This is a genomic window from Sphingobium sp. YBL2, assembly GCF_000943805.1.
In the GTDB taxonomy this organism is placed as follows: domain Bacteria; phylum Pseudomonadota; class Alphaproteobacteria; order Sphingomonadales; family Sphingomonadaceae; genus Sphingobium; species Sphingobium fuliginis.
Genome location: NZ_CP010954.1, coordinates 3,886,741 through 3,898,407, shown reverse-complemented (window position 1 = coordinate 3,898,407; position 11,667 = coordinate 3,886,741). Strand labels below are relative to the sequence as shown.

Here is an 11,667-nt window from a genome sequence, read left to right as displayed (position 1 = left end):
GCCTAGTGCCGTGCGTCCTGCCTTCGCTGCGGCTTGCCGCTGCGCCAGCCTCGACCGGGTACGGGCGTGGCTTCCCCGCAAGGGGATTTTCTACCCGGCCGCAAAAGCCGCGACCAGGAAAAAAAAGGGGGGCAAGCCCCCTCAGAACGGTGTCCAGCTCTCGCGTTCGACCAAGGTCTCGAGGCGGTTCTCGAGTTCCCACAGTTCCGTATGTATCTCGAAGCTATACTCCCATCGGTCCCATTCCCGTTCCTGCAGCGTCATCGCGCTCCAGTCGATCATCTCGGCATACATGTCGCGTCTGGCGAGGATCATTTCGAGATGCGAGCAGCGGCGCTCCATTTCCTGGATGGTCATATCGACGATGTTCATCTTGCGGCTCCTTCTTGCAATGAAGGCGCGCGCGGGTGGGCGAAGCAGAGAGGGTCAAGGATCGCGCAGCGACCGCGCAGCGGGCGACGGGGGTGCCGATTTTGTCGACGCCCAAGCGCAGCGCCGGGATCGGCAAAATTGGGGGAACCGTCGATCCTTGAGGCTCTCTGCTTCGTCCGCCATGCTGGGACTCATAAGAGAGAGTTTCCATATCGCGGCAGCAGCCTTCGGGCGCCCTCGATGGGCGCCAGGAGGCTTCCTATGACCGTGCCCCCAAGCGCTGCGCTACGAGATAGAAGCGATCATGGCCCTTGCCTTCCCAGCGTCTTTCGTCGATCATCCTGCCTGGCGGGCAGACCTTCCGAATAGTGAAGGATGACGCATGCCCAAAATGAATGAGCGTGAACGCCTTGCCGATCTCGAAGCAAGGGAACGCAAACTCGCGCAAGAAGTTCTGGATGCCCGCCGCGCTCTGCGCGGCAGATATGCCTCGATGATCGAAGATGTCCCCGTCGAGCAGCGTTAGCGTCCGCGCTCGTGGTGTAATTTCTGGTGTAGATTGAGATGATCGCATGGGGTGGGGCATGCCCCACCCCATGCGATTTCGATCTCGGTGGCCACCGGGCTCATCGGTAAGGTGGAGTTACCACACTTCACACGCCCACCGAGGAGTTGATCCCGATGACCGACGACAGACTACCGCTTGCCGAGCTGATGGCGAAGACTGGAGATGGAGATTTCCTGCGCACGATCGCCGAGAGCGTATTACAGATCATCATGGAGGCCGACGTCGATGGCCTGGTCGGCGCTAGCCGACACGAGCGCTCCGGCGACCGGACGACCTGGCGGAACGGCTACCGCGACCGCAGCCTCGATACCCGGCTCGGCACGCTCAACCTGAGGATTCCCAAGCTACGGACCGGCGCCTACTTCCCTGGCTTCCTGGAACCCAGGAAGACCGTCGAGAAGGCGCTGGTCGCGGTGATCCAGGAGGCGTGGATCGCCGGCGTCAGCACCCGGCGTGTCGACGAGCTGGTGCAGGCCATGGGCATGACCGGCATCTCCAAATCCTCGGTGTCCAAGCTGTGCAAGGATATCGACGAACGTGTCCATGCCTTCCTTAAGCGGCCGCTCACCGGCGACTGGCCCTACCTCTGGCTCGATGCTACCTACCTCAAGGTGCGCGAGGGCGGGCGGATCGTCAGTGTCGCCGCGATAATAGCCGTTGCCGTCAACACCGAGGGCAAGCGCGAAATCGTTGGCCTTCACATTGGACCCTCCGAAGCCGAGCCATTCTGGTCGAGCTTCCTCAAGGACCTCGCACGCCGCGGACTGACCGGCGTGAAGCTGGTCATCTCCGATGCCCACGAGGGCCTCAAGGCAGCGATCACTCGCGTGCTCAGCGCCACCTGGCAGCGGTGCCGCGTCCACTTCATGCGCAATGCCCTGGCCTACGTGCCCAAGGGCCAGAACACCGTCGTCGCCGCTGCCATCCGCCAGGTCTTCCTCCAGCCCGACCATGCCGCCGCGACACAGGTCTGGCGCCAGGTCGCCGACCAGTTGCGTACCCGCTGGCCAAAGCTCGGCGCCTGCATGGACGATGCCGAGCACGACGTGCTGGCCTACATGACCTTCCCCGAGCAGCACCGCGTCAAATTACATTCCACCAATCCACTGGAACGCCTGAACAAGGAAGTGAAGCGCCGCGCCGATGTCGTCGGCATCTTCCCGAACGAGGATAGCATCATCCGCCTCGTCGGCGCCGTCCTGCTGGAGCAGAATGACGAATACCAGCTCCAGCACCGCTACATGCAGATCGAGGGCATGGCCGCCCTTGCTACACCAATGATCGAGGAGGCACAGCCGCTACAGATTACACCCAAGGCCGCCTGAAAATGCAGCCCGCTGGCCACACCCAATTCTACACCACATTGACGGACGCGACCCGAGCAGCTGAGCGAGCGCGCCTTTCGCGATATTTTAGGTCACGCGATTCGCATCGGCGGCGACCGTGCGATGGAAGCCTTGCGCGCGATCGATGCGACCGAACCCGGCAATAAACCCACCGTAAAACCAACCCAAAGGGTTGTCCCGGCAGCGAGCACGGCGGAGCCGCGCGCAGCTGGCCAGGGTCAGCCTGGCTGACCCTGCATCGTTGCGCGACGGGCGCGGACGGAGGTCGCTTGCGGCCTTCGTCCGGGTCCCTGAGCGCGACGACCTTTCCCCCACTCGACAAAAAAAGAGGCGGCGGAGTCGCGCGCTCCACCGCCTCTTTTTCCTTTGCGCGACCTCTCCTATCGGGTTGCGCGATTTTGGTGCTGATCTGCGAGGGCGAAGAAATGCGCCGGAACCCCGAGCCTGCGCACCTCGCGTGCAAGATGGCTCTGCAGCCCCGACCCCTGGCACACTACCGCCTCTACCGGACGGAGCCGGAGCAGCTGTTCGTTCCGCGCGAACCCCGCCCGATTTCCGAGTTTCCGGTCGAGGCTGAAGGGGATGAGATGACACGCGTTACGCGCCGCCCAAGCCGCCGCGATCGCGTCGCACCCCTTATCCTGCCCTGTTGTCGCGAGAACCATCGTTGGCACCCGCTCCTTGATGCTATCGAGCGCCGCATATAGAAGCCGGTGATCCTCCCAGACCTGTCCGCCGGAGAAGATCACGACCGGCCCCTTGGGCGCGCGCGCATCAATGTGCCGCTTGCGTCGCGCCGCCAGGAAGTCGGTCGCCGCCAGCACCGATGCCGTCCGCTTGGAGGAGACCAGCGAAGCGCGCGGGGCTGACCAGGGCCGTCCGGTCTCGGCATGATAGGTCGCGGCGGCATAATCCCGCATGCACGCCAGCGCGTCCTGGGTCTCGTCGAGTGACTGGCAGAGCATCTGTGCCTCTTCCAGCTCGACGCTGCCAATCTCGCTCCCGTCATTCTGTTCGATGAGCCGACGGACGACCATCGCCGCCTTGTCCGCTTCCCCCTCGATCTGGCCAGCGACCTTGTGAAAGCTGTGCACGATCCCCCACGCGATCCGGTCCGCCATGGCTTCCAGCCGGGTATCGCGCAGGACGTCGAACAGGGTCGTGACCAGCAACTCGGTGGCGCGGGCGACCAGTTCGGCGTCGGGCATCGGCGCGCTCGTCACATCGTCCCCGGGCGTGATGCGGTAACCGTCGGTCGTTTCGATAAAGGTGTCGGCGAAGCGATCCAGCGCAGCGTCGCGGTCGGTCATGTCAGTCATCGGAACCTCCTTCATTCGCTCTTCAAGAGGTTTCCTCTTCGACACGGGCTCGCCTCGGCGGGGTCAAGGATCGTGGCGCAGCCACGACCGCGAAGCGGCGATGGGGGTCACGATTTTTTCTTGCGCGCGAGAAGGTGGCACGGGCGTACCGACGCCCGCCCGCGAGAAAAAATGGTGGGGCCCCGTCGTCCTTGAGGCCGCCGGGGTTTCCCGTGTAAACTCATCCCGCTTGTTGAGAGAAGAAGAGAGGCAGCCTCCATGGGGGCTCGATGCCCCCATGGAGGCTGGGTCCAGGCGCAGCATTCGCCCAACAGACCCGTAGCGGGCGGGATGCCCTCTCCCATTGGATAAAAAAAGGGACCGACAGTTGGGGTGCTGCCGATCCCCTGGAGGATATTCGTTTCGACCCGGCCGCGTCAGATCGGCGGGACATAGGCGTCATAAGGATCGCCTTCGGCCAGATGACCGAAGGGGGTCATCACATACTCGGGACCATCCCGGCCGACGGCACAGATAACGAAACGCGGTTCACCCGTTTGCGCATCCTGACATTCCATGAGGGCGAGATTGCCGTCCCCCGCCGCGCGCAGGAGGGTCTGGAAATTAGTGCGCAGATAGTCGGGAATAGCCATGTGCCGCCTCCCCTCGATTGCTCGCCTGACCGCGTTGCCGCGCCAGCACGGGGGTGTCGACAGCTTGGTCCGCGCGGTGGAAGGCGTGGATCGGAACATCAGCCTCCCGCAGCAACTGGTAGAGGTTCGCCTGCACGCCCGATCCTTCGCAAAGCAGCGCCTCGACGGGATTCAGTTCGAGAATTTTCCGGTTCCGTTTGAAAGCCGTTTTCCGCCCCGAGCCATACAGGCCGTAGACCACGACCGGGACGCCTATTTCCGTTCGCGCTGCCCAGGCTGCCGCGATCTGGTCGACACCCCGCCTTTGCCCGGTGGTGATGAGGGTCATGTGCGGGATGCGCGCCTTGATGAGGTCGAGCCGGTCCCAGATGAGTTTCCAGTCGTGCCAGTCGGCAGGGCCGGTCACGACGACGATCGGTCCCTGCGGCATATGCTTCTCGCGCGTGGCGAGGGTCCGTGCACGCAGGAAATCGAGCGCCGCGATCTGGCTCGCGCTTGATGCGGTCGACGCCCTGGTGCCGCGCGCGGGCGACCATGGCCATCCCGACAGGGCACGATACATTTCGGCGGCATAGTCGCGCATGCACTCGATCGCATGGCGCTGTTCCGCGACGGACTGGCAGAGAAGTTGCTTTTCCTCCAGAGAGGTCGTGTACACCTCGCTGACGTCCGGCTGACGGGCCAGGTCACCCACCTCCTCGGCAAGCCGGTCCTCCTGCCGTTCGAGCTTCCCGGCGACGAAGTGGAAGCTGTTGACGATGCCCCAGGCAATTTCCGGGGCAAGCGTCTCGAGCCGGGTATCGCAGAACAGGTCGAAGATGGCGGCGACAATCCCGCCGCATTCGGCCTGCACGGCGATGGGTTCGGGCATCTCATATTCGGCCGGTTCTTCACCCGGCGAGACAATCGAGAGACCAAGCGGGTCGCCAAAGGCTGCCTGGAATTCAGGGGTCGCGGTCATCTGGGCATAGAGGGTCGGCAGATCGGCAAAGCGATCGATGCTGCTGCGCGGGGCACTGGCCATGGCGCTGTCCTTTCACGGTTGAGAGACGGAAACTGGACGCAAAAAAGGCCGGGAAAGCGGATGCTCTCCCGGCCCATATTGGCTTCGCTGGATTCTCAGTAGGGAACCTCGTCGTCGAGATCATTCCTACCCATGAGCGAGCCATCGGCGCCGGCGGTGCTGTCGCCAAAGCCGCCGGACATCCCGCCGCCACTCATTTCGCGACGCGGGCTGCGCTGGCTGCCACCGAAGTCATCGCGGTTCTCCCGCCGGCGCCAGGCGACCCGATAGCCTTCCTGATCCGAACCGAACAGGGCGATCGGCAGCGGTTCGGGGAGGCTCGGATCGTCCAGCGAACCCTGGAGGAAGCTCTCCCCGCTCACATTGGCGGTCGCTTCCCAAAGGGCGCCGATCTGGACCCAGCGCCCGCCCACATTGCGCGCGACGACTTCGAAGACGGGCGCACGCTCATTGGTGCTCTGGACGGGACGCAATCCCAACTTCGGCAAGTCCAGCAGACGGGTCGCGATATGTCCTTCCAGGCGGCCGTTCACGGGCTTGATTTCACCGATATTCATGACTTCAACTCCTTGGATAATGCCGCTCTCGACCATTCGAAAGCGACACCCTCCAAAATCCTCCTCCCCTCTGGTCCCTGCCTGCGCCCCAAGCCCTGCCCTCGCATGAGGGCACGACCTCACCGACGCCGCTCCCTCCCTCACCCCGCGCCTGTACGTGAGGGACGCGCGCCAGGGGCAAACATTTATGAAAGATCTGGAGCAGAAGGCGCGACGCCATGTGGCGCAAAGGCCAACGATTACCGGCGCCGCGTTTTTCAAAGCGCAAGCCAGTCATGGACCGAGCCAGGCGACATCAGCCCGGCAGAGGATATGCGTCCGTCAGTCCGGTCTACCGGTAAGGGCAATATGCGCAGAGCGCATATAGTGATGGAGTTCGACGCCGCCGGGCATCAGGTCGTCCGCCAGAGCCTTCATGTCGGAAAGATCCGACTCGGCCTTGAACGGTCCGTCCTCCTGGCTCTCGATCGTGAGAATACCGATGCACAGGGCCTTCTTGACCAGGTGCAGGTCGCGTCCTTGAAATTCGGCCATCGAGCGCTCCTCTGCCTCAACCGCACCCCACCTCATAAGGCTTTTCACGCCAACTTTCGACGATTTTCAGGCAGCCGCGAACCATCAGTGTGGAGCCGAAAACACGCCTGAAATGCGGGGTCAGATTTCCGGCAAGACGGGCTCCAGTTTGAGCCACTGCGCGAGAAACCGAAGTTCCGCGGCCAGTTCCTCATGCGTCTCTGCCGGGGCACCCAGTTCGAGATGGACGGACTGCACGAGCAGCCTTCCCGTCTTCCTGTCCGCCTTGAGATCGGTCCGCGCCACGATCCGGTCACCGAGCAGAAAAGCGAGATCATAATAGCCATGGGACCGCTTGTGCGCGGGGGTGTAGATGCCGATCCGATAATGGAAATCGAACAGTTTCTCAGTTCGGGATCGCTCCCAGATCAGGGGATCGAAGGGCGAGAGGAGCGCCCGCGCAGCTATCCGGCGTGGTGCCTGGGCATCGCGATGCAGGAACACCGCCTGCGAGATACCGTCCACCAACACAGGAATGAGCGTTCCTTCGTCCTTCAGATCCTGGATGGCATCGCGGGCCTCATCGGGCTTCAGCCGGAAATAGTCCCGCAGGTCGCCGGCGGTGGCGATACCGAGCGCGCGGGCGGATCGCTCGATGAGCGCCCGCTGGGCGTCGCGAGGCTCCGGTGTCGGGATGCCTAGGATGTCTGGCGGAATGACCCGCTCGGTCAGATCATAGACGCGCTCGAAGCTGCCGCGGCGGGTCGCCGTGGTGATGTGTCCGGCCCAGAAGAGCCATTCGAGCATCTGCTTGGCTTCGCCCCATTCCCACCATCCCGATCGATTGCGCGAACCCTCAAAGTCGGAAGCTGCCAGTGGACCGTCGCTCCAGAACCGGGCGAGCAGCGCTTCGGCTTCAATCCGACGTTCGCCGGCAAACAGGCGCAGGCCCTTCCATCCCGTCTCCCCCCGATCGGCGCGCGTCATCCGCCAGCGAAGCAAGGGGTGATAGTCCATCGGGAGAAGCGAAGCTTCATGCGCCCAATATTCAAACAGCCGACGGTCGCGGGCTTTCCCCCAGGCGGCCTGGTCAAGCCAGCCTGGATCATAACCGCCCAGGCGCGAATAGGCCGGCATATAGTGGGCCCGCGCCAAAACATTGACGCTGTCGATCTGGTGGAGCCCAAGGCGTTCGGTCGTCCGCCGCAAATGCGCCTTACCGACGTTCGTGGGCCGGGATCGGCCGAAACCCTGGGCGGCAAGGGCAATGCGCCGGGCCTCGCGAAGCGAAATGCTGTTCGTCATGTTGTCCGTTGCTAAACCAACGATGGAGACAATGACATCAGCGATCGGCAAGGTTGGACAGTGCTTGGCGGGAGGAGATCATCGACCTATCGAAGCTCGCATGAGTCGTCCCGACATGAGCCTCGCCGTCGTCGGCGCCATCCATGAGAATAAGGACCGCAGCAACCGGCTGTTCGAGATCAGGCTCTGTGTGCCGGGCGAAGCTGTCGATCTCGTACCCGAGCCAAAGAACCCGTTCGATCCGTCAGCCATCGCGGTCTGGAGCATGCGCGGCGTTCAGATTGGCTATCTGTCGGCCGAGCGCTGCGGCTGGATTGGGTCGCGCATGGCCCAGGGCGAGGAGATTCGCGCTATCTTCCAGGAAGCGACCAAAGGCGGCGCCATCATCCGCATCAGCTTCTCAGGGATTGATCCGGTCCTGCCCCCTGCGCGCCCGCGCGAACCAGAGCCGTGTCCCCATGATGATGAGACCGGCTTCTACCCAGACTATATCCCGCCTGACGATTAGCGCGCTGGCTGCAGGAATAACCATGAAAATGGTTGTTCCAGCGCTTTTTCCGCCGCTATTGCGGGCGCCTCACTTCTGAGAGGGATATCCAATGAACAATAGCGATCTGGCTGAAGCACTGGCCGCCGAGCATGACGTCACCAAGGCCGATGCCCGCAAGCTGGTCGACGCGGTCTTCGCGAATATCGCCGGCGCAGCAGCGAAGGGCGAAGAGATTTCACTGAACGGTTTCGGCAAGTTCAAAGTCAAGGATCAGCCCGCCCGCGAAGGCCGCAATCCCTCGACCGGCGCAACGATCCAGATTGCGGCGTCGAAGAAGCTTGCCTTCACGCCCGCCAAGGCGGTCAAGGATCAGTTGAACGGCTGATCGATCCGGCGCTCCGCGCGTGAAGCGCGGGGCGCCTCCTCGACGAGAGCGCCTTCGCCACCGCCAACGGCACCATGTCCAGTGCCAGCAAGAAATAGCAGCCCACTGCAGCGAGGAGCGATGCAAGATCGTGGCGGCGCCCTATATGCCATCGGCATGGACGACCTCACTCCGCTCTTCGCTCGCCTTGGCCGATCGGCATTCCGATCGCGTTTCCGGTTGAACGCGAAGGAACAGGCCTATCTAGCCGAGCGGGGCCTCGATACGATCCTCACCCATGCGGAAGAGTTCATCGCCCAGCGGCTGGCTCCCGAGCTACCGCTCAATGACGGCAAACAGACACCGATGCGCGGGCATCCGGTATTCGTCGCCCAGCATGCAACGGCGACCTGCTGCCGAACCTGCCTCTCCAAATGGCATGGTATCGCTGCCGACCAGAGGCTTAGTGCCCAGGACCAGCGCTATATCGTGGCGGTTATCAGGCACTGGCTGAGCGATCGCTATCAGTGACAGAAAAATGGCCCGATCATCGCTGGGATGATCGGGCCAGAAAGAAGCCTCGGTGGCCAGAGCCACGAGCCTTCGGGTCGCAGACATACGATAGGCTCAGGCGCAATCGCTGTCATACCCTGTTGGGGTGATCGCATTGGCAGACCGTCGCGGGAACTCCGCCTCGCAAGCCGCCTAAACCAGCCTGTTTTCCAGCTGCACCATCAAATCCATGCGCTCATGGAAAATGGCGACGATGAGCGCCGGCTCATCTCCCCGGGGCAAGCAGAAGACATAATGATGTTCGCAATGGGACATGCGAAGACCCGGATGGAGATCGCTCATATCCCTGGACGCGCCCTGGCCCGTTGCAAGACGCACGATACCGCGTTCCAGCTTGGTCATATAGGAGCGCACCTGTCCGTCGCCCCATTGCTTTTTTGTGTAACGGACGATCGCGCGCAAATCGTCCGCCGCGGCCGCGGTCAGGACATAGGGAGCGGTCAAGCGTGGCTGGCCTTGCCGAGTTCCTCGTCAACAATCGAACCGAAATCCTTGTCGGATATGCCGCCCGCCAGCCCTTGCGCGATTCGCTCGCCCAGGAGCGCCTTGAGCGCTTGCCAGGGTTCTTCATCACCTGCATCGACAGGGAAGAGGCGCTCGATCGCATATTGCTTGATCGTTTTGCCCTGCAACGCCGCCAGCGCCTTCAGGCTCTGATGCTGCTGCTCGGTAATATCTATCGTCAGGCGACTCATGGGGACCTCGCAATTTTCACCACAAACCCAGATTAGCACAAATGTGGGTTTGTGGTTACCTCACTCTCCGAGATTGGTCAGGCGCACCATATAATGCGGCGAGGGTCCCTGGCCGGGACCGAGGTACGACCGGCAAGCATCGACGATCCGTTCCCAGATGGGCGCGGGCATGTCCGAGTCGCTCCCTTCCCCGCTGAGGCTCGGATCGACCATGACGATCACATCCGACCATTCATCCGGCTCGCCGCCGCGATACCATGTGAATTTGGGCTGGGAGTTGCCGAGCCAGTCCTTGAACGCCGGGTCGCGGAAATATTCCGGCGCATTGATAAGCAGGCTCCGGCCGACCAGCGGCCGATCCGCTGGATCGGCCGCAGGCAGAGCTGCCGGCAAACCTGTCCTGCCGATCGGGCGCTCCAGCGCCACCTTTAAGGCCTCGCCGGTGGACTGGATATCGATCCTGTCGACAAAGATGACGCAGCGGCCGCCGCCGAATTCACCCGGCCGCGCCTGCGAGCAGGTGACCGCCCATTCAAAGCAGATCGGCGCCTTCGCGAGCGAGACCGGGCAGCATCGCCGGACAAGCTCGGCGATGGGCCAGGGCTGGAAATCGACCGTTCCCGATATCATGGGGGTCGAGACGGTCGGCTCCTCGAAACTATTTCCTCCGGTGAGCTCAGCCCCCAGGATCGGAAATTTCGGATCGTCGAATATGCCGAGGAGGCCGCTCCATGGGTCACTGCTCTGCGTCGACGGGAAGGCTTCGAGAAATTCCTTGCTCGGCGCGGGCGGCTCCAGTTCACAGTTCAGATCTTCGGCCGCGTTGAAAGCCTCCTCCAGCAACGCCATTTCGGCGTTGGTGCAGCAGAAGGTGAAGCAGGCGGAAAAATAGGTCTCAGCCATGGCATCTGCCTTTCTTGAGGGTCAGAAATGGGAAGGAGCGGCCGCAGCGCCGATCAAATAGCGCAGCTTCGCCCATGCGGCCTCCTCGCCTGCCCGGACGCCCCGGTTGAGGCCGCGGGCATAGAGGCGGAAGGCGATGGCGGCCATTTCAGGCGACGCCTCGGCCGGGATGAATTCGAGAAAATTCTCCGCGTCATCCCGAAGCTCCAGCATGCCGGTGTGTCCAGCGATGCGCGTGAGGGCCACGCGAGCGGAGGAATTGAGCTGCACGAGCCGCGCATTGAAGCGTTCGACGAGCGGATCGTCGGGAATGGTGATGGTCATGGGATCGCTCCTCATGAAAGTGGGAACGGGCATTGTCCAAGATGGCCAGTCGACCGGCGACATTATCGCGGAGCGCTGTGGTCGGAGGACAGCCATGCGACGGCTGCATCCTCGACCGAATGGGTCAGGAACAGCCCGAAGCAAAATTGCTGGAAGGTCCCATCGCTTCGCAATTCGGGCGTATCGAGTTTGGCGGCGAGGTCGATTTCGAACTGCTCGGGCGGCGTGACCTGTTCGGCTGGAACCCAGGTCGCGAGGTCGTCGCTCTCGGCGCCACAGAGATCGCAGGTGGTGCAATCAAAGATGCTCGTCACCTCCCATTGCTGGCTTTCGATTTCCCAGCGGACCGCGGCGTCCCGAACGATCGAATCCGATCCGCAGTGGGCGCAGACCGGCTTCAGCCGGCCCGCGCGCGGCGCCGGGTCGGGATCGTCCGGGTCGGGCGCGATATATTCGACGGTGAAGCTGAGCTCGGGAATCCGCACATCATGATAGGTGCTGGCCTGCGCGGCGGCATGGACCACAGCCGAGACATCGGCGCCGTCGGGCACTTCGACGTCGATGGTCTCGGTGGCATAGCATTCACCGGCGCTGAAATATTGGATGCGCACCGCAAAAAGGCGCGCGGAAACGGGCGTGGTCGCCATGATCATTCTCCGGAAAAAAATGTGAAAGGGTCCGG

17 protein-coding genes are annotated in these 11,667 nt (G+C 62.8%); 5 read left to right on the top strand and 12 right to left on the bottom strand.

All coding sequences use genetic code 11. The features are described from left to right. Positions 1-141 precede the first annotated feature (141 nt). Positions 142-372, bottom strand: coding sequence for a hypothetical protein (locus TZ53_RS17955; RefSeq protein WP_044662182.1), 231 nt, complete (start codon positions 370-372; stop codon positions 142-144). A 382-nt stretch (positions 373-754) separates the two neighbouring features. Here TZ53_RS17955 and TZ53_RS26890 point away from each other — a divergent pair, with 382 nt between their 5' ends. Beyond that, on the top strand, positions 755-898 hold the full coding sequence (locus TZ53_RS26890; RefSeq protein ID WP_157009832.1) for a hypothetical protein: 144 nt from the start codon (positions 755-757) through the stop codon (positions 896-898). Between the two features lie 155 nt (positions 899-1,053). Next, complete coding sequence (locus tag TZ53_RS17950; RefSeq protein ID WP_011950834.1) at positions 1,054-2,265, top strand: IS256 family transposase; 1,212 nt, start codon at positions 1,054-1,056, stop codon at positions 2,263-2,265. Between the two features lie 401 nt (positions 2,266-2,666). Here TZ53_RS17950 and TZ53_RS17945 read toward each other — a convergent pair whose 3' ends face one another. The 6 genes from TZ53_RS17945 to TZ53_RS17920 form a co-directional block, all read right to left on the bottom strand. Further along, positions 2,667-3,605: a DUF2493 domain-containing protein gene (locus TZ53_RS17945; protein WP_373886319.1), complete on the bottom strand. Its 939-nt coding sequence runs from the start codon at positions 3,603-3,605 to the stop codon at positions 2,667-2,669. A gap of 416 nt (positions 3,606-4,021) precedes the next feature. Continuing rightward, positions 4,022-4,237, bottom strand: a complete 216-nt coding sequence (locus TZ53_RS17940; protein WP_037543859.1) for a DUF6117 family protein — start codon at positions 4,235-4,237, stop codon at positions 4,022-4,024. Continuing rightward, entirely contained in the window at positions 4,209-5,261 is a 1,053-nt protein-coding gene (locus tag TZ53_RS17935; protein WP_044662181.1) for a DUF2493 domain-containing protein, read from the bottom strand. Before TZ53_RS17935 ends, TZ53_RS17940 begins: the two co-directional genes overlap by 29 nt. A 95-nt stretch (positions 5,262-5,356) precedes the next feature. Beyond that, a complete protein-coding gene (locus TZ53_RS17930) occupies positions 5,357-5,818 on the bottom strand; it encodes a DUF736 domain-containing protein (RefSeq protein ID WP_037544061.1) in 462 nt (153 codons plus the stop codon). Positions 5,819-6,139: 321 nt separating this feature from the next. Beyond that, complete coding sequence (locus tag TZ53_RS17925) at positions 6,140-6,352, bottom strand: hypothetical protein (RefSeq protein WP_044663138.1); 213 nt, start codon at positions 6,350-6,352, stop codon at positions 6,140-6,142. Between the two features lie 120 nt (positions 6,353-6,472). Further along, on the bottom strand, positions 6,473-7,636 hold the full coding sequence (locus TZ53_RS17920) for a winged helix-turn-helix domain-containing protein (protein ID WP_044662180.1): 1,164 nt from the start codon (positions 7,634-7,636) through the stop codon (positions 6,473-6,475). Between the two features lie 115 nt (positions 7,637-7,751). Between TZ53_RS17920 and TZ53_RS17915 the strand changes: the two genes are divergently transcribed. The 3 genes from TZ53_RS17915 to TZ53_RS17905 all read left to right on the top strand — a co-directional run bounded on the left by TZ53_RS17915 (position 7,752) and on the right by TZ53_RS17905 (position 9,021). After that, entirely contained in the window at positions 7,752-8,144 is a 393-nt protein-coding gene (locus TZ53_RS17915; protein WP_101756454.1) for an HIRAN domain-containing protein, read from the top strand. 91 nt (positions 8,145-8,235) lie between these two features. Next, the gene (locus TZ53_RS17910) at positions 8,236-8,511 is read left to right on the top strand and encodes an HU family DNA-binding protein (protein WP_044662178.1); all 276 of its coding nucleotides are present in this window, start codon (positions 8,236-8,238) and stop codon (positions 8,509-8,511) included. 120 nt (positions 8,512-8,631) lie between these two features. Continuing rightward, positions 8,632-9,021, top strand: a complete 390-nt coding sequence (locus tag TZ53_RS17905; RefSeq protein ID WP_235600729.1) for a DUF4186 domain-containing protein — start codon at positions 8,632-8,634, stop codon at positions 9,019-9,021. Positions 9,022-9,195: 174 nt separating this feature from the next. On the opposite strand, the gene TZ53_RS17900 is transcribed toward TZ53_RS17905, so the two are convergent. From TZ53_RS17900 to TZ53_RS17880, 5 genes are all read right to left on the bottom strand, one after another. After that, a complete protein-coding gene (locus TZ53_RS17900) occupies positions 9,196-9,507 on the bottom strand; it encodes a type II toxin-antitoxin system RelE/ParE family toxin (RefSeq protein WP_044662177.1) in 312 nt (103 codons plus the stop codon). Continuing rightward, positions 9,504-9,758, bottom strand: a complete 255-nt coding sequence (locus tag TZ53_RS17895; RefSeq protein WP_044662176.1) for an antitoxin — start codon at positions 9,756-9,758, stop codon at positions 9,504-9,506. Before TZ53_RS17895 ends, TZ53_RS17900 begins: the two co-directional genes overlap by 4 nt. Before the next feature lie 60 nt (positions 9,759-9,818). After that, positions 9,819-10,661: a hypothetical protein gene (locus TZ53_RS17890; RefSeq protein ID WP_044662175.1), complete on the bottom strand. Its 843-nt coding sequence runs from the start codon at positions 10,659-10,661 to the stop codon at positions 9,819-9,821. Between the two features lie 21 nt (positions 10,662-10,682). After that, positions 10,683-10,985: a hypothetical protein gene (locus TZ53_RS17885; RefSeq protein ID WP_235600727.1), complete on the bottom strand. Its 303-nt coding sequence runs from the start codon at positions 10,983-10,985 to the stop codon at positions 10,683-10,685. Positions 10,986-11,047: 62 nt separating this feature from the next. Continuing rightward, positions 11,048-11,632, bottom strand: a complete 585-nt coding sequence (locus TZ53_RS17880) for a hypothetical protein (protein ID WP_044662174.1) — start codon at positions 11,630-11,632, stop codon at positions 11,048-11,050. Positions 11,633-11,667: the final 35 nt, after the last annotated feature.